This window comes from Halopseudomonas salina (genome assembly GCF_014637955.1).
Classification (GTDB): domain Bacteria; phylum Pseudomonadota; class Gammaproteobacteria; order Pseudomonadales; family Pseudomonadaceae; genus Halopseudomonas; species Halopseudomonas salina.
The window spans coordinates 379836-405456 of record NZ_BMFF01000003.1; the positions used below are offsets into that span (position 1 = coordinate 379836).

A 25621-nucleotide genomic window follows, 5' to 3' on the forward strand; every position below is an offset into this window, starting at 1 on the left:
CTTCCTATTCAATGATGTCACCACGCAACAGATGCTTGGCAATCGCGACCGTACCCACAAACCCCATGACCGCAATCAACAGGGCTGCCTCGAAAAACAGATCGGACCTCAGATAGAGCCCAAGCAGCACGATCAGTGCAATGGCATTGATGTACAGGGTATCGAGCGCCAGTATGCGGTCAGGCAGATCAGGGCCCTTGAACAGACGCAACATGTTCAGCACCATCGCAACAGACATGATGCCCATGCACAGAAAAATTACGGCTGAGAGCATTCGAACACCTCCATCAGGGGTCGCTCATAACGCTGCTTGATCGTCTCGATCAGAGCCTGTTCGTCGTCAACGGTCAGCGCATGAATAAGCAGAGTCCGGCGGTCATCGCTTATATCGGACGAGACGGTGCCTGGCGTCAGGGAAATAGTGCTGGCCAGGAGACTGATGGCAAAATCATCGGTGAGCTCCAGTGGATACTCGATAAAACCGGGCTGCAACTTGGTATTGGCGCCAACCACCAGCTTGGCCACCTCGAGGTTGGCAATAGCAATATCACCCAGAACCCGGACAGCAAAGCGCAGTAACACCAGGGGATGATGCAGTTTTGGCGGATTGGGCCAGAACACATCGGTCAGCTGCGGTATGCCCCAGGCAAGAAAGACGCCCAATACCCAGGTACCGGCAGAAAGACTGTTCATGAGCAGCAACCACACGAGCAGCAGCACCAGGCTCAGCCAGGGGTGTGGAAAAAACGCACTGCGAGCCATCATGGTTGAACTCCCGAAGCGACTGGAACGACCGACATGACTTGCTCGATGTAGGTAGCAGGTGCAAGTAATTGCGCCGCGGTAGCATCCAGGTAGGTAAGTACCGGATTGGCAAAAAGCACCAGCCCGGGGCTACCAACGAGTAACAACAGAGCTGCCACAAGGCGCAGCCTGTCCAGTGGCTCGGCAATTGCCGGAGCCGCATCATGACGCCAGAACAAAGTGGTGCCTGCCCTGCTCATGGCCACAAGTACAACCAGGCTGCCGACCAGCAGCGCAGGGTAAAGCAGCGCCGCTTTTAAGCCTGTGCCTGCCGCGGCAAGGAGCATCGCCTTGCCGAGGAAGCCAGAGAACGGCGGCATGCCTATCACCGATATCGCAGCGATAAAGAACAGGGCACTGACCAACTTGGCATGTTCCATTTGCGGGCCGGGTATCAGACGGGACCCGAAGCGGGGGCCGCGTAAGCGGCTGATGATACCCGCCAGCAAAAACAGGGCCCCGCTGACCCAGGTGGTATGGATCAGGTAATAAAGGCTGGCGGTCAACGCCTCCTGGGTTCCCAGCGCAATACCCGCCAGCAGGGTACCCACGGAGACCACGATCAGATACGAAATCAGGCCATTGAGGCTGGCTGCCGCCAGTGCGCCGATAGCGCCTAACGCTATGGTGACCAGCGCCACCGGCCAGATCCAGGCGCTTGCCAGATTCGCCAGCTCCCCCGCTTCAGCGCCGAAGATCAGGGTGTAGACGCGCAGAATGGAATACAGCCCAACCTTGGTCATGATCGCAAAAAGTGCAGCCACCGGGGCAGTCGCCGCCGCATAAGCCTTGGGCAGCCAGAAGTACAGCGGGAAGATCGCCGATTTGAGGCCGAATACAATCAGCAGCAACATGCCTGCGGCACCGGCCACGGGCGCATCGGCCGGATCCAGCGTGGCAACTCTCAGCGCCATGTCAGCCATGTTGAGCGTGCCGGTAATACCATAGAGCGTTCCCGCCGCGATCAGGAACAGAGCCGACCCGAACAGGTTGAGCACCACATAATGCAGGCCGGCGCGCACGCGGGCAGACCCCGCCCCATGCAGCAGCAAGGCGTACGAGGCGATCAGCAGAATCTCGAAGAACACGAAGAGATTGAACAGGTCACCGGTGAGGAAGGCACCGGTGATACCCATCAGTTGAAACTGGAAAATCGCATGGAAGTTGCGACCCAGCCCATCGTCACCACGCGCAGCATAGATGATCACGCCGCTGGCCAGCACCGCAGCAATCCCCAGCATCAGAGCCGCCAGACGATCAACCACCAGCACTATGCCGAACGGGGGCTCCCAGTTACCCAGCGCATAGACAATAGTCCCGGCATCGGCCTGGCTCATCAGGACCAGTGCGAGCGGCACCTGTACCAGGGTGGCCAGCAGGGACAGGCTCCGTTTGAGGGTCATGCTGCTGCGCGCCATCAGCAGCAGCAAGGCACCGACAAACATGGGTATCAGAACAGGAAGAACCGGCAAGTGATTCATCAATGGTCTCCCTTGCCATCAACGTGATCACTTTCGAGTTCACCCTGGGCCCGCAGCGCCAGCACCAGGACATAGGCAGTCATCGCAAAGCCGATAACAATCGCCGTCAGCACCAGCGCCTGGGGCAAGGGGTCAGCGTACTCCCGGGCCTCCCCGAGAATGGCTGGCATGCCGGTGGCCAGCCGTCCCATGGCGAACAGAAACAGGTTAACCGCGTAGCTGAGCAGAGTCAGACCCAGTACCACCGGAAAAGTCCGGGCCCGCAACATCAGATACACACCGCAACTGGTCAGCACGCCCAGCGTAATGGCATAGAGCAGTTCCATCAGCTTGCCTCCCCGGCATTACGGCCAACCGACAATTTACCCAGATTGGTCAGAATCAATAGCGTTGCACCCACCACAGTGAGATAGACCCCCAGATCAAAGAGCAATGCGCTGGCAAGTTCTACCTTGCCCACCAGCGGTATGCCAACGTACTCGAACGTACTGGTCAGGAATGGGTAACCAAACAGCAGGCTGCCCAGGCCGGTAAGCCCTGCGATAATGACGCCAGCCCCGGCCAGATAATGGTAATCGATGCGCCAGCGCTCGGCGGTCCACTGCACGCCACTGGCGAAGTACTGCAGAATCAAGGCTACCGCGGTTATCAGGCCGGCAATAAATCCACCGCCAGGCAGGTTGTGGCCGCGCAGGAAGATATACACCGAGATCATCAACGCCAGCGGCAGGATGACCCGGGACAGATTTACCAGCATCAGCGGATGCGCATCCCGGGCCCAGGGCCGGCCATTGGCGTCGGTTACCGGTGTGAGCAGGCGCAGGCCGTCGATCAGTGCATAGATCGCGATACCGGCAATCGCCAGCACCGTGACTTCGCCCAGGGTGTCGTATCCGCGGAAATCGACCAGGATCACGTTGACCACATTGGTCCCGCCGCCCCCGGTCTTGCTGTTGGCCAGAAAAAAGCCGGCAATGCTCTCGTACGGACGCGTCAGCACTGCAACCGCCAGGCCCGATACCAGCAGGCCCGCAAATCCCGCTACAACAAGATCGCGTACCTGACGCAGGCTGGAGGATTCCACCGGCGTGCGACGGGGCAAGAAGAACAGCGACAACATCAGCAGAACGATGGTCACCACTTCGACCGACAGTTGGGTCAGTGCCAGGTCCGGAGCAGAGAAGCGCGCAAAGGCCAGAGCCACAAAGAGGCCGACCACGCTGAGCATCACCAGTGCAATCAACCGCTGACGGTGCCAGAGCACTGTCGCCAGTGCGGCCGCCATCAACATAAGGGCGCCTACCAGCGTTACCCCATCAATCGGAGTCATTGCCACATCGCCGCGCAGCTCCGGCAGCTGCAGCAACCAGAAACCGCTGGTTAACAGGGCCGCGACAAGCATCCAGGCCAGGTAGCGCTGCAAGGAAGCGTTCTCAAGTAATAGAGTGAACTGCCCGGCACCGCGTACCAGAGCCTGCACCGCACTTTCAAACATCAGCTTGGCATCCAGTACCGGCAGCCCCTCATACCAGTTGTAGAGCCGGCTGCGACCAGCGTATACCAGCACACCGCCGACCAGGGCGACCACGCTCATCGCCAGCGGCAGGTTGAGCCCGTGCCAGATCGCCAGGCTGTAATAGGGTAAATCGCCACCCACAGTAGCGCTCGCCGACACAGCCAGTAACCCGGCCACGGTAAACGCGGGCGCCAGGCCAACCAGCAGACACAGGGCGACCAAAATCTCAACCGGCACCTTCATGTAGCGCGGCGGCTCATGGGGCGGATACTTGGGAAGGTTGAACGGCTTGCCGTTGAAAAATACGTCGTGAATAAAGCGCAACGAATAGGCGACCGAAAACACCCCCGCCAGCGTCGCGACCAGCGGGATCACCCAGCTGAAGTTGCCGAACTGGGTCTGTTGCAGCGTTTCGGTAAAGAACATTTCCTTGCTCAGGAAGCCGTTGAGCAGCGGCACCCCGGCCATGGCAGAAGCAGCCACCATGGCCAGCGTGGCCGTGTGCGGCATGAAGCGCCAGAGCCCGTTGATACGGCGCATGTCACGAGTACCGGTTTCATGGTCGATGATCCCGGCAGCCATGAACAGTGACGCCTTGAAGGTCGCGTGATTGATGATGTGAAAAACCGCCGCCACAGCGGCAAGCTTGGTATCCAGACCAAACAGCAGGGTAATCAGGCCCAGGTGGCTGATCGTCGAATAGGCCAGAAGCCCCTTGAGATCATGTTTGAACAACGCCGTAAAGGCGCCGAGCAACAGCGTGATCATCCCCGTAATACTGACCAGGAAGAACCACAGATCGGTATCGGCCAGGGCCGGATACATTCGCGCCAGCAGGAACACACCTGCCTTTACCATGGTCGCCGAGTGCAGGTAGGCCGAGACCGGAGTGGGCGCAGCCATTGCGTGGGGCAGCCAGAAATGGAACGGGAACTGCGCCGATTTGGTGAACACGCCAAGCAGCACCAGCACCAGCACTACCGGGTAAAGACTATGGGCCCGGATCAGGTCGCCGGCCGCAAGCACTGCCGACAGCTCGTAGCTACCGACTATATGACCCAGCAATAGAACGCCGGCAAGCAGTGCCAAGCCACCCCCGCCAGTGACCGCCAGCGCCATGCGAGCGCCCTTGCGGGCATCGGTGGAGTGCGACCAGTAGCCGATCAGCAGGAAGGATGACAAGCTGGTCATCTCCCAGAAGAACATCATCAGCAACAGGTTTTCCGACAAGACCACGCCGAGCATCGCGGCCATGAACAGCAGCAGATAGGCGAAGAAACGACCCATCGGATCGCTTTTAGACAGGTAATACCGGGCGTAAAGAATAACCAGTAGACCAATACCCTGGATCAGGAGCGCAAACATGAACCCCAGACCATCGAGTCGGAAGCTCAGATTCAGACCAATCTGTTCCAGCCAGGGCCAGGTTTGCACCAGCACCTTCCCGGCAAAAACGTCCCCGGAGAGCCGCCACAATAGAAACAGGCCGATGGCTGGAGGCAACATGGTTGCCAGTGCACAAAGGGAGCGGCCATAACGAACCGTCAACAGGGGTAACAGGCACCCCAACAGGGGAAGGAATACAATCAGCGCCAGGGTCATGCAGGACTTACTCCATCAATGGCCGTTCAGGCTTCTTCAAGCCGTTCATTATCCACACACAGCCTTGCACTGTCATGAATTCAGCCAATCGATTGGATTTGGACTTTCTATTCAGACCTTTCCCTGCCGACTAAATCCCCCCGAGCCCGGTCGGAATCAAGCGCATCACCTAGCGGCCCGACGCTGGGTCTGACGCCCGCCATATGCCCGGCACGGGAAATGGCGTGGGCTGCCAAAGGTGCGGTGATCAGCAATACCGCTATCGCCAGCAATATCTCCACCCATGCGGTGCCAGCAGTAGCAGCCAGCACGCCAAGCAACACCAGGATTGCCCCCAGCGCGCCGGCTTTGCTGGCCGCGTGCATTCGCGTGTAGGCATCAGGCAAACGCAAGACTCCCAGGGCTCCCAGCAAACTGAAAGCCGCGCCCAGCAAGATCAGCATGGAGCCAGCGAAGGCAAGCAGGTCATTCATGATCCGCCCTCCCGCTTACCTTCATCGCTCTCGCCTGCGACCTGGGGGCGGTCAGTACTGTGGGTGCCCTGGAAAAGCAGCGCAAAGGCCACGCTACCCAGAAAACTGACGATCGCCAACACGATGGCCACATCGAGCAATACCGCCTGCTCACTCATCATCGCCAGTACCGCCACCCCGGCGACCCCGATCATGGTCAGTGCATCGACGGCCACCGCCCGGTCCGGCCGACTAGGGCCCACCAGCAGACGCCACATGATCAGCAACGTACTCAACAACAGCATGCCGCCTGCCAGGGGCAGGACCCAACCGGCTCCAGCCAGTGTCACATTCACAGGTCACCTCCTAGGGGTTGTACCCAGCGCATCAGGCGGCGTTCTATCTCGCTGACGGCCAAAATCACAGAATCAACCGAACGGGTATCCAGTACATGCACAAACAGGTCACCGGTTCGTGCCCGGTAATCCAGCGCCAGGGTGCCCGGAGTCAGCGTGAGCAAACAACCCAGCAGGGTAATCAGGCGCTTGTCCCGAGTGTGGACAGGTACGCACACAACTGCCGGCTCGACCTTGCAGTGGGGATTGAGCACAATCTTTGCCACGTCAAGAGAGGCGCTGAAAACCTGCCAGATGAACCAGGGTACAAACACCAGTGCCGCCTCAAGACGCAACGCATACAAACGACTGCCCTGATGCATCAGCCCGACGACTCTGATGACCGGATACAGCGCTGCAAATCCTAACAAGCAGTACATGGGGCTCAGCGACGCCAGGAATGCGGCCAGGGCGGCAGCAAGGAGCAGATGAATGTAGAACATCACTCACGCCTCCCGTCGAGCAGTTGCAGATAGGCCGGCGCTTCTATCAGCTGGGCCGAAGCGGCCATCGCGTATTCCATAACCGGCCCGGCACCAAGTCCGATTGACACGGTAATCATCGCCAGTACGCCTACCGTGATCCAGGCACCTGCCGGCCCCTGCCCTGTCACGCCAAGCATTGCTGGCTGCGGGTGCGCCTTGAGAAAGCTCTCGTTCCAGATCTTGCTCATCGAAAGCAGAGTAAAGACGCCAGTGAAGAGCGCAAAGAATGCAGCCACCCAGATGCCTGCGTCCAGGCTCGCCTTGACCAGTACAAACTTGGCCCAGAAACCGGACAGGGGCGGTATACCCGCCAGGGACAGAGCGGGTATGGCAAAGAGAATCGCCAGCAAAGGCGTGCGCGCATACAGGCCGCCCATGGCGGCCAGGCGCTCGGAGCCGGTTATACGGGCCGCAATGCCGCCAACAAAGAACAGGTTGGCTTTGACCACGATATGGTGGATCAGGTAGAAAACCGCGCCCGCCAGCGCCAGCGGCGTGGCCAGGGCCAGGCCCAGCACCATGTAGCCCACCTGGCTGACGATATGAAAGGACAGGATACGCCGCACCTCCGTCTGGGCCGCCGCGCCCAGCACGCCAATGATCATGGTCGCGCAGGCTACCCACAACAGCACCGTATGAATAACGCCCGGCTCCGGCCAGAGCAGGGTCACCAGTCGGATCAGGGCGTACACGCCCACCTTGGTCAGGAGACCGGCAAAGAGCGCAGAGACTGGCGTCCAGGCCACGTGGTAACTGGCCGGCAGCCAGCCAAACAGCGGAAACAGCGCCGCCTTGATCGAAAAGGACACCAGCATCAAAATCACGCCCAGCCAGGCTCCGTCGCTGGCTTGCTCGGCGCGGAACAGCAGCGCAAGCTCCCCCATGTTCAGGGTGCCTGTAGCCCCATAGACCAGCCCCGCCGCGAGGAGAAACAGCAGCGTCGCCAGCATGTTGAGCACCAGGTAGGTCATCGCCCCGGACAACCGCCGCTCGCCGCCGCCCAGGGCAATGAGCGCGAAGGAACCGATCAGCAGGACCTCAAACCAGACATACAGGTTGAATACATCAGCGGTGATGAATGCGCCGCAGATACCGGCCAGCAGCCCCTGTATGAACAGATGCGTATCGCGCAGAAAATCTGCCGGCATCGGCTGGCGTAAGCAATAGACCAGTGTCGCCAGGCCGATCACACCGGTGATAGCAACCATGACGGCGGAGAGTCGATCGATCACCAGACTGATGCCATAGGGCGCCCCCCAGCCACCCATCTGCGCGCTCAGCACAGTACCGCCAGCGGCAATCACTACCAGATACAGGCCGGTCAGCAGTAGCAGCACGGCACCGGTGAGGCTGATCGCGGTCACCCAGGCGTGATGACGCCTGACCAGCAGTGCCAGCAGCAGCGTCACAAGGGGAATCAGGATCGGCAGAACGATAAGGGTATTCATTCCCTGCCCCCCTGGCTCTGACCGTGACCCTGTTCAGCGTCCTCGTCCGGAGCCGGCTCTTCGGTTACCTGGCTGACACCGTCGGTATCCTTGTCCCCATGCAGCTCGTGGGTGCGCTTGAGTACCGACAGGGCAAACACGAACAAGGCAAAGCCGATCACAATGGCCGTCAATACCAGCGCCTGGGGCAAGGGATTGGCAGCGTCAAGTGCACCCTCACCGGCGAAGGTAAAAGCCGCCTCACTGCCCGAGTAACGGCCCGCGGTAAGCACCCCCAGATTGATCGCATTGCCCAGCACCGCGATGCCAAGCACAACACGCATCAGATGCCGGTCCAGCATCATCCAGACCCCCAACGCCGACATGAGGCCGGCGGTAATGGCACCAATCCATTCCATCAGGCGGTCCTCCCGATCAGGTTGCGAACCATATGCATGACCGAACCGAATACTGTCAGGAAAACCCCCACATCAAACAATAATGGCGTGCCCAACTTGACGCCGAATGGCTCGATCCAGAAGCCGGTCATGAACGCCACCTGGGCTCCCAGGCCGAACAAACCCGCTCCCACCGCACAGGCGAGCCCCAGGCCAATAATCGTAGGCGGCGCGATCCGCGAGAGCCCGCGCTGAATACCCCGCCCGAATGTAACCACCAGCAGGGTAAAGCCTGTGGCCGCCACCAAGCCTCCGATAAACCCCCCACCGGGCAGGTTGTGGCCACGCCAGAGAATAGCCAGTGATACCACCAGCAGAATGGTTGCCAGAGGGCGCATGCCCTGGCGCAGCATCAGAGAACCAAATTCGGGCAAGCCGCGCGGTTTGCCTTCGGGTAACTGGCCGGCACCCAGCAGCGTGGAGGCAGCCAGGGCAGCGATGGCCACTACCAGGATCTCCCCAAGGGTATCCACCGCTCGGAAGTCCACCAGAATCACATTGACCACATTGCTGCCGTAGCCTGCCGGCAGGCTGTTAGCCAGAAACCAGTCTGCCAGATCGCCAGGCAGAGGTTGGCTGACCGCCGTCATGATCAGCAGCGTAACAGCCAGGCCGAAGAGCATCGCAACTCCGGCATGCCAGATATTCATGGCACGGGTGTTGTTGCCACTGGCTGGCACCCCCCGCATCCGGCGCAGCACCATGGCCAGAAATACCACCGTCAGGGTTTCCACCATTAGTTGAGTAAGCGCCACATCCGGCGCGTTGATGGACACAAAGAAGAGCGCCAGGCCCAGACCGCTAGCCCCAAGGGAGGCCACCAACGCAAGACGCCCGCCCATGAAGGCGGCACCCGCTGCGCCGCCAAGGGCCAACAGACAGCCAATCAGCCCCGGTAGTGACACCGCTGATAACGCCGGACCGTCAAAGGGCTGAGCCTTCATCAACAACAGACCCCCGAGTACGCTGATGCTGACGATCAACGTCATCAAGGCCATATGCAAACGCAATGAGCCGTGCTGGAAAAGGCCGGCCACTGCGCCCGCAAACTGGAAAAGGCGTTTGAGCGACTTGTCCCAGACCAGGTCACCGCTGAACTCCCAGACACTGCCCAGGCGCCTGGCCAGCGCGCGCACCGAATCAGCCCGAAAGTAGAACATGGTCCCCAACCCCAGGGTCAATACGCTGGCCAGCACTGCCGGGGTTATGCCCCCCCACAGATACAGACTGACATCGACCTCGCCACTGGCTGCGGCCTGAACGGCGGTATTCACCAACCAGGTTTCAGGCCACTGGTTCCAGGCGCCGAGACCAAAACCACCCACCGCCAGCAGCAGCGGACCGGCCCACATGACCGGGCTCACTTCATGGGGCTGCCCTTCCCAATGCCCGCGCTGGCCGAAGAAGGTCTTGAAGAAGATCAGACCGGCGGCAGCGACCAACAGGGCATTGGTGAGAATCATCACCAGCGTGACACTCCAGCCAACCGCTCCCATTTCCATCAGCCCGGCGTACTTGAACTCCTTGGCGATAAATCCGAAGAAAGGTGGCAGGCCGGCATTGGAAAAGGCGGCCAGCCCCACTGCGATACCAGTCAGGGGCATCAACGCGAAAAGCCCCCCCAGCTTGCGGATATCTCGCGTGCCTGTGGAGTGATCGATAGCGCCGACAGCCATGAACAAGGCGCCCTTGTAGAACGAGTGGGCAACCAGATACAGCACGAAGGCCTGCAGGCCGTAGCTGGTGTTGGTGCCGATCAGCATGGTCAATTGGCCCAGCACTGCCACCGTGGTAAAGGCCAGCATGCGCTTGAGGTCATATTGCCGAATTGCCAGCACAGCGCCCAGCAAAGCTGTCAGAGCACCCAGTGTGATCAGCACCGTACTCCAGCCAAAGCCACCACCAAGCGTAGGATTGAGTCGGGCCAACAGGTAGATCCCCGCCTTGACCATGGTCGCCGAGTGCAGATACGCCGACACCGGCGTAGGCGCGTTCATCGCGTTGGGCAGCCACAGATGGAAGGGAAACTGTGCCGACTTGGTAAAACAACCAATCAATACCAGCACCATGATTGCCGGAAACAGACCGTGGGCCTGCACCAGTCCCGCCTGCAACTGGGAAAACTGCCAGGTCTCTGCAGCAGTACCCAGTAGCACCAGCCCGGCCAGCAACGCCAGGCCACCGCCGCCGGTAATCAACAAGGCCTGCAGGGCTGCCCGACGGGATTCGGATTTTTCGTGGTTGAAGCTGATCAACAGATAGCTGGCAATACTGGTCAGTTCCCAGAACACGAACATCACGATCAGATTGTCCGCCAGCACCAGGCCGAGCATGGCCATCATGAAGATCAACAGGTAGGCATAGAACCGGCCAAGTTGCGGATGATCATGTAGATAGGCGCCGGAATACATCACGATCAGAGTGCCGATCCCGCTGATCAGCAACGCAAACAGCAGAGCCAGGCCGTCCAGTCGCAGGGTCACCGCGACATCAAGCAAGGGCACCCAGGCAAAACTCTCGAATAGAATCTCGCCGCCTGCCACCGCTGATATCTGTGAGGCAAACCAGGCGAAGCACGCAGCGGGCACCAGCGCCAGCAGCAAACCCGCATAGCGCGGAACCGCGCGATACACCAAAGGCGCACAAAGCCCGTTGATGAAAATGGCTAGAAGACTGGCCAGCATCTCAGGCCGGTCCCGGTAGATCGTGTAATGACATCAAGTGCGCTCCCGTAAACCCTGGAACACTCAATTTACACATTAAGAACCTGATGGAATATCTTGACTAACGCCGACAATCAAACTGCAAAGGCCGACGGCCAGAGCGCTATAAATAAGAAGAAGAACTGTTACCTCTGAAACACTTTGAATCAAAATCTGATGGGATCTGGCCATGACAATGCATCCCCCAAGAGCGTCAGGTGGTTCCAGTCACCCACCCAACGCTCCTTGAAACAGCCGATTGCAGACTATTTGACGACCCGGGTCTGCCCATTGAGCGTCTGTATCCGGACGCGATCTCCAGGCCTGAAGGTCACCTCGGGCGAGGCTTCCTGCACATAGGCACGCATGCTGCCATCATCCTCGCGAACGGTGATTTCGACGCCCTGGGCTCGGGTGATACCCTCCTCAGCCGCAGCACCTGCCATGCCGCCTGCCACTGCACCGATCACCGTGGCAATCGCCGCGCCGCGGCCACCACCCACACCGCTGCCAGCAACACCGCCGATTGCGGCGCCTGCAGCCGGGCCGATAATCGTCTTGCTGCCTTCGATCTGAACCGGCCGCACTGTCTCGACAACCCCCGTGCGCACTACCTGGGGCCTGCGAGCGTCATCTCGGCTATAAGTCTCGCCCGTCAATGAGGAGGCGCAACCCGACAGAACGAGCAGGCTACCGAGCATACAGATCAACACAAATTGTCTTTTCATGGGGTACTCCAATTAGATAAGGCCTGAACGTTGGACGCCGAAAACCCACCGATGTTGCGTAGTGATCGTATTGACCCACGCAGGGGGCGCTATCCAAAGCCAAGAATACCGGGATTAGCTGCAATAGTATGCCTGCAGCACTCCTTCTTTCGTTTCCATACAGAGTGATTTACCCCAACAGGCGGTCGAAAAAGGCAGGCGGGCGCGCTATAATCGCGCCCGTTTCTGGGCGGACCGCCAGCAGAGTACGGTGGCGTTCAGGTACCTTTTTAACTCGAATTCGCGCTTCGTCGTAGCCAGGCCAACATAACAACAATACCGGGCAGGTTGCCGAACATCATCATGTCCGGAGGTTTTTGTATGCCCCTTTTTCAGGCTGCCTGGCTGTATTACCTGAGCAACCCAGCACTGGTCATCAATGGCCTGGCACTATTCTATGCGCTGTCGGGTAGCTGGCTGGTGTTTGCTGCGCAGTGGCGCGCAGCGCGCGGAAGCTTACAACTGACTGCAGGCATCGCTAACACTCTGAATAGCGAAGAAGCGCCCCTTGATAACCGGGTGAATCGGATGTTCCGTCGCATTGGGCTCGGTTGCCTGGCGCTGGCTATGGCATTGAGCCTGCTAAGCACTCTGGTCTGAAGCAGCCAACGCACTGATCGCCGGGTTGGCATACTGCAGCAACCACCATTTCTGCTGCGCAGCGCAGCAGCCGCTGAGACGCTCCTCGAAGCGCGCCTTTTCACTGGCCAGCCGCTCCGGCTTGAAGCCCTCCCGCCAGTTGCCCATGAACGCCTGTATGCCCGGCATGGCCATGAAATCAGGCAGATTTTCGACAGCCATGAAATTGCTCGGTTGCAGCCTGTAACTCTGCAATATCTGTCTGTCTACCTCACGGGCAACGGCTTTCGCATCGGGGTACTCGCCCGTCAATGGCTCACCGAACGCCACGTGTACATGCCCTTTGTAGCCAGTCAATCCCTTCGCAATGGAACGGTCATCCTCCCCTGGCTCCTTCACATAGGTGCCGGTGCGCGCACGCTGCTCCAACTCGCGCGCTTTCATCTGATCGCAAGGGTCCCATTCATAGGCAATGGAAACAGGCACGATATTCAGACTGCGGACGATCTGGGCGAAGTCTTCACCCTTGCGGCTCATGCACAGCATCTTGATGATCGCGGTATCAGTTTCATCCAGGCCATCCTTGGCGCGTCCCTCGGCCTGAGCAATCCAGATGGAATTGCCAGTTGCAATGGAATGATTGATATACGCCGACAATGTCTGATAAACGCTAAGCTTCTCCCGCCGGCCAGTCACCGAGCGATGCACAATAAAGCTCTTGTTCAGGCGCATCAGGTCACTGACAAAGGGCCTTTGCAGCAGGTTGTCACCGATGGCAATACGGGGCGTGGGATGTCCCGCATGGTAGAGCGCATAATTGACGAACGCCGGATCCATGACGATGTCACGGTGATTGGCAAGAAACAGATAAGGACTGTTCTTGGCCAGACGATCCAGCCCGCTGTAACTGACATCAGCGACGCTGCGCTCGATAAGACGATCCAGGTAAGGCTCGATGCGCTGTTGCAGCGCATCCACGCTATCGATTCGACGCGCTTCCCGGCGTAGCCCCGCCCCTACCGTCTTTTTGACCAGGCCGGGGAACCACCGATTCAATCGTGGAAAATGATGGCTGGCCAGGATTCCCAGAAGCTCATTGTCCCGTGTCAGTCGCTGCAATACTGCAGGGACCTCTTCATCGGTATAGGGTCTTATCGCGTCGAACTCGACCATGTCATCCTCGTTTGAAGGTGTTCAAGCCGCGCATTATGCGTTCCGACGGCCGGTTTCGCCAGATTGCCGATAGGGCTACACTGCCGGGAAGCCAATAACAGGAGCAAAATCACATGCAGGCGATCGAAGAAGCCCAGTTGCACTGTCCGCACTGTGACGAGCCCATATCACTGCTGCTTGACCTGTCCGGAGGCACCCAAGCCTATGTTGAGGACTGTCAGGTCTGCTGTCAGCCGATCCTCGTCAACCTGTGGATCGACCACGCCAACGATGATTATCACGTAGATCTGCGCAGGGAACAGGACTGAACATGTTGTGTGCCTACAAACCGCAGGACATGTCTGAAGCGCACCTGCTGCGTCAATTGCTGACTGACCATCACATTAACTGCTACCTGAGCGGTGAGTATCTGCAGGGCGGCATGGGCGAACTACCGGCAATGGATCTGCTCGGCCTGTGGGTAGCCCCCGAGGACCTAGGGCTGGCGCGGGAACTGATCGGTGATTGGCAGCAGGCCACCCCGATCATGCCTGAAATGGACGATCTGTGAGCGGTCGCCTGGCGCAATTTACCGCGCCCGTGAAGGACCTGCCAGAGGGCTGGAAGCCGCAATGGAACCTGGCACCGGGACAGCAGCTGCTGATTCTGCGCAAAGCTGCAAGCAAGATGGAATGTGCCAAGGTGCTATGGAACCTCACACCTGGCTGGCTGCGGCAGCTTGATCGTGCGGCTTTCAGCGCCCAGGCCGAATTCCTTCACGAAAAACCCATGTTCGGAGAGGCTTTTGCCCAGCGGCGCTGCATCATTCCGGTCGATGGGTTCTTTGTCTGGCATGCCCAGGGCAAGCGCAAACAACCCTGGTACCTTCGTCGCCACCAGGGCGGGCTGGCGATAGCCGGGCTCTGGGAGCGATACAGCCTGGAGGATGGCAGTTTCTGGGATAGCTGCGCCCTGGTGACTGCGCCTGCCAAGGGCCTGCCTGCGCGCCTGTCCGCGCGAATGCCGGTAACCTTGAATGCTGCCGAGCAGGCCATCTGGCTCGCCTCAGCAACCGCCCTCGGCGCTCTTCAGCCCCTGTTACTCAACGCGACATCCCAGGTAACCATGATGCACCCGGTCAATCCGTCCATGAGCAGCCCGACCACGCTGGGCGCACAATGCTGTGCGCCCAGCGGCAAGGCCGTGACCCTGGAGTGACGCGGACGGATCAGACCTTGAACTGATTGATCAATCGGCGCTGCTGCTCAGCCAGACGGGTCAGACCCGCACTGGCTTCGGATGCTTCCTGGGCACCACCGGCAACGGATTTGGCCACCTGATCGATGGTTGATACATTGCGATTTACATCTTCGGCCACTGCGCTCTGTTCTTCGGCGGCGCTGGCAATCTGGGTGTTCATCTCGGTAATGATCGACACAGCCTGGGTAATGGACGTCAGCGCAGCGTCGGCTTCTTCTGCCTGCAGCACGCTCTCCTCAGTCCGGCTACGACTCTGCTCCATGACTTTCACAGTATCGCGGGTGCCCTTCTGCAACTGTTCGATCATGGTCTGAATTTCTTCAGTCGAACTCTGCGTTTTCTGGGCCAGGTTCCGGACCTCGTCCGCCACCACTGCAAATCCGCGGCCCTGTTCGCCCGCGCGTGCTGCCTCGATGGCCGCATTCAGCGCAAGCAGGTTGGTCTGCTCCGCGATCCCGCGGATGGTCGCCAGAATGCCGGTAATATTATCGCTATCGCGAGCCAGGGACTGCACGCTGGCGACGGCCTTGTTGATATCTTCTGCCAGGCTCAGCGTTGCAGCCGCGCTGGCCTTGACCACATCACGTCCGTGACTGGCCGATCCATCAGCGTTTCGCGCCGCTTCCGCAGCCTGGGAGGCATTACGAGCCACGTCCTGCGCGGTGGCAGTCATCTGTGTCACCGCTGTTGCCACCTGATCAATCTCGCTCAGCTGCCGCTGAATACCGTCGTTGGTACGCATGGCAATATCAGCGGTGTGTTCGGAGGCGTCGGTGACCTGGGCAACAGACCCGACTACTTCGCGAATCATCGCCTGCAATTTGTCCAGGAATCGGTTGAAGCCTATGGCAATAGAACCCAGCTCGTCACCCCGATCTACCGTCAGGCGCTTGGTCAGGTCACCCTCCCCCTGGGCAATATTATCCAGCATGGCTACCAGGCGACGCGCTGGACGCGACAGGCTGAGCCCCAGTAGCACCATCACCAGCAAACCGCCCAGGGCCACAACAACGCCAATGGCTATCAGCGTTGCGGTATCGCTTGCCTGACGGGTTTTCATTTCGTTGGTCAGCGTAGCCACATCGCTCATGACGGCATCCAACGGCAAGGTGATGAGCAAGGTCCAACGTGTGCCCGTATCGCCAATAGGAACCGGCATCACCAGTTCGATATGGCCACCCGCTTGGTCCACATCGTAAATCAGCTCATCACCCAGAGCCTGAATATTGGCCAGCTCATTGGCATCAAGGATATTACTCGCAGGGTCACCGGGCCGGGCGTCATCACCGGTATAGGCAACCAGCCTGCCATTACTGCTGATCAGCGCCTGGTCGCCAAGGCCGTTGAAGAGGCCGGCGTTGTTTTGTTGGAGTGTCTGCTGGATAAAGTCCAGTGACAGATCCACCCCCACTATTCCGCGGAACTCACCCTCGGACATAATCGGGACAGTGAACGAGGACAACATGACCTGCTTGCCACCCAGGTCATAGGGGGCAGGATCGGCGACACAGGGCTTGAGGGTATCGCGCGGGCACAGATAGTACTCGCCCTCCCGCACGCCGGTAGCCGTGAGCGTCTCGCTCTCAAGGTCAGACAAGGCGTCCAGCTGCGGCTCTCCGTTGTCGTCGCGGAACCACCAGGGCATGAAACGGCCGGTGCCGTCGTAACCGTCGGTTTCGATACCTTCAAAGTACTGGTCGAGATCATCAAACGCATTGGGTTCCCAGCCGACGTACACGCCTAACAGCTCGGGGTTCTGCACCAGGGTATTGCGCAACACCCGGACCATTTCCTCCCGGCTCATCATCAGTGTGGACAAACCATCGGGCTCCAGTTCACCCAGCAAGCGGTTAAGCTGGGAGAGTTGATCGGCAACCATGAAGGGGTCGCTCAAGCGCCGGCGAATGCGCTGACTTTCAGCGGTGGCGACAGCGGTGAGTCGCTCCCTGACCTGGCGCTCGATCAGCTCACGGCTGCTATCCTGCACAAATTGTTGACTGCGGTTCGCAGAGTTGATGCTGTACAGCGTGACCAGACCAACTGCAGCGAACAGGCAAGCCCCAGCAAGTACTACAATGGCTGACTGAATGGATTTGAATTTCATGCGTTACCCCGGCTGGACATATTCCCTATAGCGTTATCGGCTGGCACATGCGGATCTTCAGCACCATTTTCAACGGATAGGCATTTATAATCGGTTGGCAGGTACCTATCTAGTGCACACTGCTGACCAAACAATCGAATCAAACGACTCGATCGGTCGAATTCATAACACAGGATTATTCCCAAATGCGCAGTCGTCTCATACTACTCTTGCTCCCTCTGCTGATACTGACCGGGTGCCAGGCAGTGCAAACTACCCAGGGCGGTGCCGTAGGCGTTGACCGTACCCAATACATGTTCGGCGGCCTCTCCAGTGACGAAGTCGACAAGATGGCCGCACAGTCTTACGCCAAACAGCTGGCCGAGGCGCGCTCCAAGGGCCTCCTGAATACTGACAAGGCGATGCTCAATCGCCTGCGCCGCATCTCCAACCACCTGATACCCCAGGTAACCCACTTCCGGCCAGAAGCGAAAAACTGGAATTGGGAGGTCAATCTGATCAAGAGCGATCAGATCAACGCCAGCGCGGCTCCAGGCGGCAAGATTCTGTTTTATACCGGCATAGTCGACAAGCTGAAACTGACTGATGCCGAGATAGCTCAGATCATGGGTCACGAGATTGCCCACGCCCTGCGCGAGCACGGCCGGGAAGCGATTTCCCGCGCCTATACTTCACAGATGGGCACCCAGATCGCTGGCGCCCTACTCGGCCTGGGTGAGGGCAGCATGCAGGTGGCCGATGCCGCTGTGCAATACGGCCTGATGCTGCCCAACAGCCGTTCAAATGAAACCGAAGCCGATCTGATCGGCATGGAGCTTGCTGCACGCGCCGGGTACGCACCGGAAGCGGCAGTAAGCCTCTGGCAGAAAATGGCCAGCGCCTCTCAGGGCAGCCCTCCGCAGTTTCTCAGCACTCACCCTTCCACTGGCGGTCGAATTGAAACCCTGCGAGCGACCATACCCAGGGTCAAACCCTTGTATGAATCGTCAGCCAAGCGCTGACAGATCCAGACCTACCAATGAGCGGCGGCTGCAGCGGAACAGGCAAAAAGCGGGAAGTCTGTCTAGGCTGTAGCCAGCCGCAGCGGTCGGCTTCACATTAAATGGAGATAAAGACATGAGTATCAAACTCGGCGATATAGCACCCAACTTCGAGCAGGATTCCAGTGAGGGCCCCATCAAGTTTCATGACTGGATTGGAGACAGCTGGGTCGTGCTGTTTTCGCATCCGGCGGACTTCACACCGGTTTGCACCACCGAACTGGGCCTGACAGCCAAGCTGAAAGACGAGTTCGCCGCACGCGGCGTCAAGGCCATAGCCTTGTCGGTAGATCCGGTCGAGTCACACACTCGCTGGATCGACGACATCAATGAGACCCAGGCTACCGTGGTGAACTTTCCGATCATTGCCGACCATGACCGCAAGGTCTCGGATCTCTATGACCTGATTCACCCCAATGCCAGCGACACATTGACGGTGCGCTCGCTATTCATAATCGACCCGAACAAGAAGGTCCGATTGATGATCACCTATCCGGCCAGTACGGGGCGTAACTTCAACGAGATCCTGCGGGTTATCGACTCCCTGCAACTCACCGACAATTACAAGTGCGCCACCCCGGGCAACTGGGTCGACGGTGATGACGTGGTCATTGTGCCGTCCCTTCAGGACGAGGAAGAGATCAAGCGTCGCTTCCCGAAAGGCTACCGCAAGGTCAAGCCTTACCTGCGGATGACGCCTCAGCCCAATCGCTGAGCGCATCACCTGTAGCAAGCGCAAGAACCGAAAAGCCGGAAGTCGCCAGTAGCGCTTCCGGCTTTTCAGCACCTAGCCCGCTGTCAATGCCAGCCAGCCGGCATACAGACCCATCAGCAAAAAGGCGAAGGCCGCAACACTGCGGATGATGCCCAGAGGCAGTTTCGCGGCGGCGGCATTGCCCAGGAACACCACCGGTACGTTGGCCAGCATCATGCCCAGGGTGGTACCCATGACTACCCAGATATAGGTTTCAAATTGCGCGGCAAGCACAACGGTTGCGATCTGCGTCTTGTCCCCCATCTCGGCAATGAAGAAAGCGACCAGCGTTGCCATGAAGGCGCCGTAGTGACTGATGGGCGGGGTATCATCTTCGTCCAGCTTGTCAGGCACCAGCGTCCAGGCTGCCACTGCGAAAAAAGACAAGGCAAGCATGCCGTACAGCCAGGTATCGCTTAACAGGGAGCTGACAAACTGACCGACGGCACCCGCCAGCGCGTGGTTAGCCAGGGTGGCAACCAGAATACCCAGCACGATAGGCCATGGCCGCCGAAAACGCAGCGCCAGCACCAGTGCCAGTAATTGAGTCTTATCGCCAATTTCTGCCAGCGCAACTATACCGGTCGAGACCAGAAAGGATTCCACGGAGTTTCCAGAGAGGGCGGGTCAGACAAACCATTGACATATATCTACCCCCCGCCCCCGGTTGGTCGATATATGTCAAAGGTCTCGTCAAACCCTGTCGGTTCCATGTTGAACACATGAGCGACGGCGGGTCGCAAGTACCATGGTCTGCGGACCAATTATGTTGATACTTGCCTCTATCGAGAGACTACTCCCCCAAGACGGGCGCAAAGATAACCCACAGGCTACGCATGGTCAACCGGGAGCTACTGCGGAGTAGACCTTGAAGCGGTTATTCTCGCGCAGCACATTGCAGGGTCCGATATGCGCTTCGATCAGTGCCGGATAGCGCAGGAAACCATTGGCGACGATGCGCATCTCACCACCGGGCAGCAGGTTGCGGGTCATCTGCTCGAAAAAGCGTTCAGCGATACTGGTGTCATGTTTAATGCCGGTATGAAACGGTGGATTACTGACCACTGCTGCCAGGCGTCCATGTACGTCGCTCAAGCCGTCGGATGGGTAGATCTCCGCTTCCACGCCGTTGCGCTCCAGGGTCTGGCGAGCGCAGTATAGCGCTAGGGCGTCAACATCGACCATCTCGAAGCGGCTACCCGGATTACGCCGGGCCAGCGCTGTCGTCAGCACGCCTGCGCCGCAACCGAAATCCAGTACTTTCCCGGGCGGCAATGGGGCGAGTTCTTCGAGGAGCAACTGACTGCCTTCATCCAGTCGGCCATGGCTGAAAACGCCGGGCAGGCTCACCAGGTCTATGCTCTGATCAGCCAACTCGATGTGAACTTCGCGTTGCCAGGAGCCCAGTTCAAAGGGCTCTGCGCCGTCTGCTACCTGCATGGTCCAGAGCTGGCAGTGCCGGGCGGAGTCGATTTTCCGGGCGCCATTGCCATAGGGTTGCAGGAGCTTCTCGGCGCGGCTGATGCCGCCCTTCTTTTCGCCAACCAGATAAATCGGGCATCCGGGTGTCAGCAGGGGCACGATCTGGGCCAATGCGTACTCGGCACGCTCGAGGGCTTTGGGCACGACAAGTATGGCGGCATCCAGACCTTCAAACCTGGGGCACAGATGTGAGAAACATAGCCGCTCTTCGTCAAGCTGGGTTGCCAGGCTCCGCTGCACTGACCAGTCCCAGGTCCACACCTGCCAGTCGGCGTCGATGCTGCTGACCAGGTCGTCAGCGGGTGGATTGACCAGCAGCAAGCGCTTTCCGGCAAAGAGCTCTTCGCTGCGCTCAAGTATCTGGCTGATGTTTTCCATAAAAACTCCGCTTCTGGGTGAAAGCTGATTGCCCGGGGCTGGGGATTGTAAGCGTGGGCTGCGCAGACTGAAAGTGCGCGAGGAGGAGATTGGGCTACATAGTTTGTCGTGGCCTGATTCAATATTGTCGAAATGGGTTCTGAGCCTTGTAGCTCCCAGCCTGGCAGGGTTCCGAAAGCCGCCGTGAATCCGTCCTTGGAGGCTTGTCAGAAACGTCCCTGTTTCAGACACTTTCTCCACCCCGCCAGGCTGTGCGCTCAACTGGCATCGGTGTGATGTAGAGTTTGCTGTCCAAGGTCAAAACCAAGCCCCACATGACCGCGGAACGGTTTGGTTTTCTCTCGGGTTACTCAGTAGCTGGCAGCAGACGCAGGGCGAGAGGACTAAGACGACCGTCGATGGCAGGGATGCCATCGTCGAGCTTACAGGGACGTACTTGCAGCGTGTCGGCGTGGACTCTCGGCCTGGGGCTGCCTGACTCGATATTCAAGAATCACAGGGGTTTGCTGTCCAGGGTCAAAAGCCAAGGCTCGGCAGGATAGGGAGTGCTGGCTTCAGTTTTTGCGGGGCTTGGCGCGCGTGGTTGGTTCTGCCTGCAGTGGATCATCCGGCCAGTAGTGCTTGGGATAACGTCCTTTCATGTCTTTTTTGACTTCAAGGTAACTACCGGTCCAGAAACCGGCCAGGTCCTGGGTGACCTGCACGGGACGGCGGGCCGGCGACAACAGGTGCAGCTTGAGCGCGACCCGGCCACCGGCAATGCGGGGAGTATCGGTACTGCCAAACATCTCCTGCAGACGCACCGCGAGCACCGGAGGACTGTCACTGTAATCGATACGAATCTGCGAGCCTGTGGGCACCTCCCAATGGGTGGGTGCCTGCTCGTCCAGTTCGCGAGGCAAGGGCCAGGGCAGGAGGCCGGTCAGAATGGAGCTCAGGTCGAGGTTGCCGAAATGCGCCAGTCGGGTGACCTTGTCGAGCCATGGCGCCAGCCACTGCTCTAGGGAATCAAGCAATGCCTGGTCGGAGAGGTCAGGCCAGCGGCTGTCGGCTGTGGTTTGCACATCCAGATCGCGTAGCAGGTTGACGCGCGCCTGCCACTGACGCAGGGCCGGCGTCCATGGCAGCAGCTCCAGACCCTGCTTGCGGACTACCTGGCAGAGAGCCTGGCTTCGTTGCCTGGGGTCGATCTGCGTGAGGGGCTTGCGGCTGAAGACCAGCGCACCCAGCATCTGCTGCCGTTCGGCCAGCAAGGTTTCGCTTCTGGCGTCCCATTCCAGGGTTTCACGGGAGACAAGCAACTCTGGCAAATGCGCTTCTATTTGCTCCGGCAGCAGTGCTGCGGCAAGAAAGATTCGTGCGCTGCTCTGTCCTGCGTGGCCGCCCAGACTGGCTACTGCCAGCCACTGCTGGCCTTGCAGGCTGTCGACGTTGGCAAAGGCGGCGGCTCGGCCGTTGGCCAGCCGATATTCGCTGCCCAGCTCTGCGCGACGGCTGGCGATACGATCGGGATAGGCCATGGCCAGGAGCACGCCCGCCCAGGATTCGTTACGCGGATCGCTCACGGGACTGGGAACAGGCGAGCGCTCGACCAGTCTGTGCCATTGCTTTGCCAGGGTGCGCGCCCGGTGTAATGCTCCGCGGTCTGCCGAGGGTTCCGCGCGGGTGTCATCAAACAATGCCAGGCGACGGGCCAGGTCCGCGTCCTCTATCCCGCGGAGCAGGTCGCGTTCGCTTACCACCGCTGCCACGCGGCAGGCCATTTCACCCAGCCCCAGGCGCTGACCTTTCAGGAGCATATGAGCCAGTCTTGGATGCATCGGCAGGCCGGCCATCGCCAGACCATGGGGCGTTTGCAACCAGCCGTTATCCGCTTGCCGCAATGCACCGAGGCGTTCCAATAATTCACGGCCCTGCTGCAGGGCGGCCGACGGCGGCTGATCTAGCCAGGCCAGCTCGGCTGGGTCCTGAATGCCCCAGCCAGCCAGTTGCAAAGCCAGCGGGGCCAGGTCTGCCTGCAATATTTCCGGCTCGCTGCGCGCCGCCAGTTGGTGCTGCTGGCTTACCGACCACAAACGATAGGCAACACCGGGCTCGAGCCGACCAGCGCGGCCCGCACGCTGCTCTGCGGCGGCTCGGGACACCCTGACAGTATGCAGGCGCGTCATACCCGAGACCGGGTCGAAGGCGGGTTGCCGGGCGAGACCGCAGTCAATCACTACTCGCACCCCCTCAATGGTCAGGCTGGTTTCGGCAATCGAAGTGGCCAGCACAACCTTGCGCTGGCCCTGGGCCGCAGGCTCGATTGCCTGGCGCTGACTGGCAAAATCCAGTTCGCCGTGCAGGGGGATCACCTGCACCTCGTTCTGCGCTGCCAGGGCCTCCTGCAATTGACGTTGTACCCTGCGGATCTCGCCGACCCCGGGCAGGAACACCAGAATGCTGCCGCTCTCCTCGGCCAGTGCCTGGAGCACGCATTGCACGACCAGATAATCCACCGGCTGACCCGGTCTGACGGGATTGCCGTAGCGCACGTCCACCGGGTATTGCCTGCCCTGGCTGCTGATCAGAGGCGCACCATCAAGAAGGTCACAGACCGCGGCCGCATCGAGAGTTGCCGACATGACCAGCAGTTTCAGCGGTGCGGCATCGCGCAGGTATTGCTGGGTCTGCAGGCACAGCGCCAGCCCCAGGTCAGCGTCCAGACTACGTTCGTGAAACTCATCGAAGATAACCAAACCGACGCCGGGCAGCTCGGGGTCAGCCTGGAGCAGGCGCTGCAGGATTCCCTCGGTCACCACTTCGATACGCGTAGCAGCACTGACTCGACTCTCGAGTCTGATGCGGTAACCCACCGTCTGTCCTACCGGTTCGCCAAGCAACTGCGCGAGCCGCTCTGCCGCAGCCCGCGCAGCAAGGCGACGCGGCTCGAGCATGATGATCTTCTGTCCGACAAGCCAGTCGCTATCGAGCAGAGCCAAGGGCACCACCGTGGTCTTGCCAGCACCCGGTGGTGCCTGCAGCACTGCAGCGGGATTGGCAGCCAACGCGCGCTTGAGTTCAGGCAGGATCAGGTTGACGGGCAAATCATTCATTCGGTTGCGGCACCATCGGTAAAAGCCGCTATCATACCCCTATAAAATGCGCACCGCGGGGTGTAGCCCCGTCGACGTTCCCGACTCAGACCCAGCAACCTCAAGAGACTCGATCATGCGAATGAAAACCCTGGCCTCCGCCCTGCTAGTCACGGCCCTTACCAGCCAATTGGCAGCCTGCGGCACCATTTTTTATCCTGAGCGCCGTGGCCAGATAAGCGGCCAGATCGACTCGGGCGTGGCCATTCTCAACGGTATCGGCCTGCTCTTCTATGTCATACCCGGCGTAATCGCCTTTGCTGTGGATTTCGCCACCGGCGCCATCTATCTGCCAGACAACCGCTACAGTATTGCCCCTGAGCAATTGAACAAGGCTGTGGGAGCAGATGGCCAGGTGGACACCGTCAAGCTCAAAGCGCTGCTTCAGGAGGAGATTGGTTTGGACCTGCCGCTTGAGCGCGCCCAGCAGCTGGACCACCCCGATGCTGTGCAAATGGCAGCCTTGGGTCTGCCGTCGCGCGCGTGATGACTCAGCCCAATCACCTGGAGCTCCCTGAACGGGAACGGTTGCTCAAGCTAGCCACATACGCCTCGGTAACCGTGGCTTTCAGTCTGATTGCCCTCAAGAGTGGCGTCTGGATGGCATCAGGATCAGTCAGCATACTGGCCTCACTGATTGATTCGCTGATGGACAGTGCCGCCTCGATCATCAACCTGTTCGCCGTACGTTACGCGTTGAAGCCAGCGGATCAGGAGCATCGCTTCGGGCACGGCAAGGCCGAGGCGCTCGCAGGCCTGGCCCAGTCGGCCTTCATCACCGGGTCAGCGCTGCTGGTATTGCTGCAGGGTATTGACCATCTGGTCAACCCTCAGCCCATCGCCGCCACATGGCTTGGCATCGGGGTAATGGTTCTTTCGATCATTGCAACGCTGGGCCTTTTGGCGATTCAAAAGCATGTAATCGCACGCACCGGCTCAACAGCAATCGGTGCCGATGCGCTTCATTATCGTTCGGATCTGCTTCTCAATGGCAGTGTCATAGTCGCGCTGCTGCTGGCTAGCTACGGCATCCAGCGTGCTGACGCGGTGATGGGCCTGGGCATCGCGGTATATATCGGCTATAGCGCCGTGCGTATCGGGCTTGATGCAATACAGATTCTGATGGATCACGAGCTGCCCGATGAAGTGCGCACCGAGGCCCTGGCATTGGCGCGTGCCGTGCCCGGCGTGCTGGACGTGCATGATTTTCGCAGTCGCCAGTCCGGCCACCTCTGGTTCATGCAGATGCACGTGGAACTACCCGCCGACATGCCGCTGCTGGAGGCCCATGAGCTGGGCGAATCAGTACGTACGGCGCTGGTCGAGCGTTTTCCCCAGGTCGATGTACTGATTCACACGGACCCGGTCTAGACCAGGCCGGAATGTAGCGTTCAATGGCAACACGCAGGCCCCATACAAAAGAACGGCCGGCTTCCCTATGGAGCCGGCCGTTCTTTTTAGCGTCCTGTACACATCCGGATAGGAGGCTGCCTGATTCCCGGGCCTTGTGAGCTGGGAGGCCGGCTGGCGAGAATCCGGTAGGATTTTTGCCTTCCTCTCCCGGGATAGGGGAGCGGACTGGACGAACCGGCCTTGGCTTCGAACTTGGGACTATATTACCCCTCCCATGGCGGCATTTCTTGTCTAAT

25 protein-coding genes and 1 riboswitch are annotated in these 25621 nt (G+C 59.5%); of the genes, 8 read left to right on the plus strand and 17 right to left on the minus strand.

What is annotated here, in order from left to right:
- Nucleotides 1–4 precede the first annotated feature (4 nt).
- The 12 genes from IEV54_RS09145 to IEV54_RS09200 all read right to left on the minus strand — a co-directional run bounded on the left by IEV54_RS09145 (nt 5) and on the right by IEV54_RS09200 (nt 12050).
- Entirely contained in the window at nt 5–274 is a 270-nt protein-coding gene (locus IEV54_RS09145; RefSeq protein ID WP_150278397.1) for a K+/H+ antiporter subunit F, read from the minus strand.
- Complete coding sequence (locus IEV54_RS09150) at nt 259–762, minus strand: Na+/H+ antiporter subunit E (protein ID WP_373286439.1); 504 nt, start codon at nt 760–762, stop codon at nt 259–261. The genes IEV54_RS09145 and IEV54_RS09150 overlap by 16 nt, the downstream gene beginning before the upstream one ends.
- Nucleotides 762–2285, minus strand: a complete 1524-nt coding sequence (locus IEV54_RS09155; protein WP_150278395.1) for a monovalent cation/H+ antiporter subunit D — start codon at nt 2283–2285, stop codon at nt 762–764. Before IEV54_RS09155 ends, IEV54_RS09150 begins: the two co-directional genes overlap by 1 nt.
- Nucleotides 2285–2611, minus strand: coding sequence for a Na+/H+ antiporter subunit C (locus tag IEV54_RS09160; RefSeq protein ID WP_150278394.1), 327 nt, complete (start codon nt 2609–2611; stop codon nt 2285–2287). The genes IEV54_RS09155 and IEV54_RS09160 overlap by 1 nt, the downstream gene beginning before the upstream one ends.
- Nucleotides 2611–5403, minus strand: a complete 2793-nt coding sequence (locus IEV54_RS09165) for a monovalent cation/H+ antiporter subunit A (protein ID WP_150278393.1) — start codon at nt 5401–5403, stop codon at nt 2611–2613. Before IEV54_RS09165 ends, IEV54_RS09160 begins: the two co-directional genes overlap by 1 nt.
- A 107-nt stretch (nt 5404–5510) precedes the next feature.
- Entirely contained in the window at nt 5511–5876 is a 366-nt protein-coding gene (mnhG, locus tag IEV54_RS09170; RefSeq protein ID WP_150278392.1) for a monovalent cation/H(+) antiporter subunit G, read from the minus strand.
- Nucleotides 5873–6211 (minus strand): MrpF/PhaF family protein, encoded by a 339-nt coding sequence (locus IEV54_RS09175; protein ID WP_150278391.1) that lies wholly within the window; start codon nt 6209–6211, stop codon nt 5873–5875. Before IEV54_RS09175 ends, mnhG begins: the two co-directional genes overlap by 4 nt.
- Complete coding sequence (locus IEV54_RS09180; protein WP_150278390.1) at nt 6208–6693, minus strand: Na+/H+ antiporter subunit E; 486 nt, start codon at nt 6691–6693, stop codon at nt 6208–6210. The genes IEV54_RS09175 and IEV54_RS09180 overlap by 4 nt, the downstream gene beginning before the upstream one ends.
- Nucleotides 6693–8183: a proton-conducting transporter transmembrane domain-containing protein gene (locus IEV54_RS09185; RefSeq protein ID WP_150278389.1), complete on the minus strand. Its 1491-nt coding sequence runs from the start codon at nt 8181–8183 to the stop codon at nt 6693–6695. The genes IEV54_RS09180 and IEV54_RS09185 overlap by 1 nt, the downstream gene beginning before the upstream one ends.
- The gene (locus IEV54_RS09190) at nt 8180–8581 is read right to left on the minus strand and encodes a sodium:proton antiporter (RefSeq protein WP_150278388.1); all 402 of its coding nucleotides are present in this window, start codon (nt 8579–8581) and stop codon (nt 8180–8182) included. Before IEV54_RS09190 ends, IEV54_RS09185 begins: the two co-directional genes overlap by 4 nt.
- Nucleotides 8581–11304, minus strand: coding sequence for a hydrogen gas-evolving membrane-bound hydrogenase subunit E (mbhE, locus tag IEV54_RS09195; protein WP_150278387.1), 2724 nt, complete (start codon nt 11302–11304; stop codon nt 8581–8583). The genes IEV54_RS09190 and mbhE overlap by 1 nt, the downstream gene beginning before the upstream one ends.
- Before the next feature lie 284 nt (nt 11305–11588).
- A complete protein-coding gene (locus IEV54_RS09200) occupies nt 11589–12050 on the minus strand; it encodes an outer membrane lipoprotein (RefSeq protein ID WP_150278386.1) in 462 nt (153 codons plus the stop codon).
- Nucleotides 12051–12410: 360 nt separating this feature from the next.
- Between IEV54_RS09200 and IEV54_RS09205 the strand changes: the two genes are divergently transcribed.
- Nucleotides 12411–12689 carry a hypothetical protein gene (locus IEV54_RS09205; protein WP_150278385.1) on the plus strand — a complete coding sequence of 93 codons (279 nt, stop codon included), beginning with the start codon at nt 12411–12413 and terminating at the stop codon, nt 12687–12689.
- Here the strand turns inward: IEV54_RS09205 and IEV54_RS09210 are convergent.
- A complete protein-coding gene (locus IEV54_RS09210; protein ID WP_150278384.1) occupies nt 12672–13841 on the minus strand; it encodes a 1-acyl-sn-glycerol-3-phosphate acyltransferase in 1170 nt (389 codons plus the stop codon). The genes IEV54_RS09205 and IEV54_RS09210 overlap by 18 nt on opposite strands.
- Before the next feature lie 113 nt (nt 13842–13954).
- Here IEV54_RS09210 and IEV54_RS09215 point away from each other — a divergent pair, with 113 nt between their 5' ends.
- Genes IEV54_RS09215 through IEV54_RS09225 form a run of 3 tightly spaced genes read left to right on the plus strand, consistent with a single transcriptional unit; the run spans nt 13955 to nt 15038 of the window.
- Nucleotides 13955–14149 carry a CPXCG motif-containing cysteine-rich protein gene (locus IEV54_RS09215; RefSeq protein ID WP_150278383.1) on the plus strand — a complete coding sequence of 65 codons (195 nt, stop codon included), beginning with the start codon at nt 13955–13957 and terminating at the stop codon, nt 14147–14149.
- Nucleotides 14150–14151: 2 nt separating this feature from the next.
- Nucleotides 14152–14391, plus strand: coding sequence for a putative signal transducing protein (locus IEV54_RS09220; protein ID WP_150278382.1), 240 nt, complete (start codon nt 14152–14154; stop codon nt 14389–14391).
- Complete coding sequence (locus IEV54_RS09225; RefSeq protein WP_150278381.1) at nt 14388–15038, plus strand: SOS response-associated peptidase; 651 nt, start codon at nt 14388–14390, stop codon at nt 15036–15038. Before IEV54_RS09220 ends, IEV54_RS09225 begins: the two co-directional genes overlap by 4 nt.
- Before the next feature lie 10 nt (nt 15039–15048).
- On the opposite strand, the gene IEV54_RS09230 is transcribed toward IEV54_RS09225, so the two are convergent.
- Nucleotides 15049–17184 (minus strand): methyl-accepting chemotaxis protein, encoded by a 2136-nt coding sequence (locus IEV54_RS09230; RefSeq protein WP_150278380.1) that lies wholly within the window; start codon nt 17182–17184, stop codon nt 15049–15051.
- A gap of 185 nt (nt 17185–17369) precedes the next feature.
- On the opposite strand from IEV54_RS09230, the gene IEV54_RS09235 reads away from it, so the two are divergent.
- Both IEV54_RS09235 and IEV54_RS09240 read left to right on the plus strand, forming a co-directional pair.
- Entirely contained in the window at nt 17370–18185 is an 816-nt protein-coding gene (locus IEV54_RS09235) for a M48 family metallopeptidase (RefSeq protein ID WP_150278379.1), read from the plus strand.
- Between the two features lie 115 nt (nt 18186–18300).
- Entirely contained in the window at nt 18301–18939 is a 639-nt protein-coding gene (locus tag IEV54_RS09240; protein WP_150278378.1) for a peroxiredoxin, read from the plus strand.
- Between the two features lie 72 nt (nt 18940–19011).
- On the opposite strand, the gene IEV54_RS09245 is transcribed toward IEV54_RS09240, so the two are convergent.
- From IEV54_RS09245 to hrpB, 3 genes are all read right to left on the minus strand, one after another.
- Nucleotides 19012–19584, minus strand: coding sequence for a TMEM165/GDT1 family protein (locus tag IEV54_RS09245; protein WP_150278377.1), 573 nt, complete (start codon nt 19582–19584; stop codon nt 19012–19014).
- An 89-nt stretch (nt 19585–19673) separates the two neighbouring features.
- A riboswitch (yybP-ykoY riboswitch) is annotated at nt 19674–19792 on the minus strand.
- Nucleotides 19793–19818: 26 nt separating this feature from the next.
- Nucleotides 19819–20838 (minus strand): methyltransferase, encoded by a 1020-nt coding sequence (locus tag IEV54_RS09250; protein ID WP_150278376.1) that lies wholly within the window; start codon nt 20836–20838, stop codon nt 19819–19821.
- Nucleotides 20839–21392: 554 nt separating this feature from the next.
- Nucleotides 21393–23933 carry an ATP-dependent helicase HrpB gene (hrpB, locus tag IEV54_RS09255; RefSeq protein ID WP_150278375.1) on the minus strand — a complete coding sequence of 847 codons (2541 nt, stop codon included), beginning with the start codon at nt 23931–23933 and terminating at the stop codon, nt 21393–21395.
- Between the two features lie 115 nt (nt 23934–24048).
- Between hrpB and IEV54_RS09260 the strand changes: the two genes are divergently transcribed.
- Both IEV54_RS09260 and IEV54_RS09265 read left to right on the plus strand, forming a co-directional pair.
- Nucleotides 24049–24459 (plus strand): polyribonucleotide nucleotidyltransferase, encoded by a 411-nt coding sequence (locus tag IEV54_RS09260; protein ID WP_150278374.1) that lies wholly within the window; start codon nt 24049–24051, stop codon nt 24457–24459.
- Nucleotides 24459–25343, plus strand: a complete 885-nt coding sequence (locus IEV54_RS09265; protein ID WP_150278373.1) for a cation diffusion facilitator family transporter — start codon at nt 24459–24461, stop codon at nt 25341–25343. Before IEV54_RS09260 ends, IEV54_RS09265 begins: the two co-directional genes overlap by 1 nt.
- Nucleotides 25344–25621: the final 278 nt, after the last annotated feature.

Excerpts from the sequence above, each read along its gene's own strand:
- IEV54_RS09200 (WP_150278386.1), bottom strand. The coding sequence starts at position 12,050 with ATGAAAAGACAATTTGTGTTGATCTGTATGCTCGGTAGCCTGCTCGTT.
- IEV54_RS09150 (WP_373286439.1), bottom strand. The coding sequence starts at position 762 with ATGGCTCGCAGTGCGTTTTTTCCACACCCCTGGCTGAGCCTGGTGCTG.
- IEV54_RS09215 (WP_150278383.1), top strand. The coding sequence starts at position 13,955 with ATGCAGGCGATCGAAGAAGCCCAGTTGCACTGTCCGCACTGTGACGAG.
- IEV54_RS09160 (WP_150278394.1), bottom strand. The coding sequence starts at position 2,611 with ATGGAACTGCTCTATGCCATTACGCTGGGCGTGCTGACCAGTTGCGGT.
- mnhG (WP_150278392.1), bottom strand. The coding sequence starts at position 5,876 with ATGAATGACCTGCTTGCCTTCGCTGGCTCCATGCTGATCTTGCTGGGC.
- IEV54_RS09165 (WP_150278393.1), bottom strand. The coding sequence starts at position 5,403 with ATGACCCTGGCGCTGATTGTATTCCTTCCCCTGTTGGGGTGCCTGTTA.
- IEV54_RS09260 (WP_150278374.1), top strand. The coding sequence starts at position 24,049 with ATGCGAATGAAAACCCTGGCCTCCGCCCTGCTAGTCACGGCCCTTACC.
- IEV54_RS09230 (WP_150278380.1), bottom strand. The coding sequence starts at position 17,184 with ATGAAATTCAAATCCATTCAGTCAGCCATTGTAGTACTTGCTGGGGCT.
- IEV54_RS09220 (WP_150278382.1), top strand. The coding sequence starts at position 14,152 with ATGTTGTGTGCCTACAAACCGCAGGACATGTCTGAAGCGCACCTGCTG.
- IEV54_RS09180 (WP_150278390.1), bottom strand. The coding sequence starts at position 6,693 with ATGTTCTACATTCATCTGCTCCTTGCTGCCGCCCTGGCCGCATTCCTG.
- IEV54_RS09265 (WP_150278373.1), top strand. The coding sequence starts at position 24,459 with ATGACTCAGCCCAATCACCTGGAGCTCCCTGAACGGGAACGGTTGCTC.
- IEV54_RS09235 (WP_150278379.1), top strand. The coding sequence starts at position 17,370 with ATGCGCAGTCGTCTCATACTACTCTTGCTCCCTCTGCTGATACTGACC.
- IEV54_RS09155 (WP_150278395.1), bottom strand. The coding sequence starts at position 2,285 with ATGAATCACTTGCCGGTTCTTCCTGTTCTGATACCCATGTTTGTCGGT.
- IEV54_RS09145 (WP_150278397.1), bottom strand. The coding sequence starts at position 274 with ATGCTCTCAGCCGTAATTTTTCTGTGCATGGGCATCATGTCTGTTGCG.
- hrpB (WP_150278375.1), bottom strand. The coding sequence starts at position 23,933 with ATGAATGATTTGCCCGTCAACCTGATCCTGCCTGAACTCAAGCGCGCG.
- IEV54_RS09185 (WP_150278389.1), bottom strand. The coding sequence starts at position 8,183 with ATGAATACCCTTATCGTTCTGCCGATCCTGATTCCCCTTGTGACGCTG.
- IEV54_RS09250 (WP_150278376.1), bottom strand. The coding sequence starts at position 20,838 with ATGGAAAACATCAGCCAGATACTTGAGCGCAGCGAAGAGCTCTTTGCC.
- mbhE (WP_150278387.1), bottom strand. The coding sequence starts at position 11,304 with ATGCTGGCCAGTCTTCTAGCCATTTTCATCAACGGGCTTTGTGCGCCT.
- IEV54_RS09205 (WP_150278385.1), top strand. The coding sequence starts at position 12,411 with ATGCCCCTTTTTCAGGCTGCCTGGCTGTATTACCTGAGCAACCCAGCA.
- IEV54_RS09240 (WP_150278378.1), top strand. The coding sequence starts at position 18,301 with ATGAGTATCAAACTCGGCGATATAGCACCCAACTTCGAGCAGGATTCC.
- IEV54_RS09190 (WP_150278388.1), bottom strand. The coding sequence starts at position 8,581 with ATGGAATGGATTGGTGCCATTACCGCCGGCCTCATGTCGGCGTTGGGG.
- IEV54_RS09210 (WP_150278384.1), bottom strand. The coding sequence starts at position 13,841 with ATGGTCGAGTTCGACGCGATAAGACCCTATACCGATGAAGAGGTCCCT.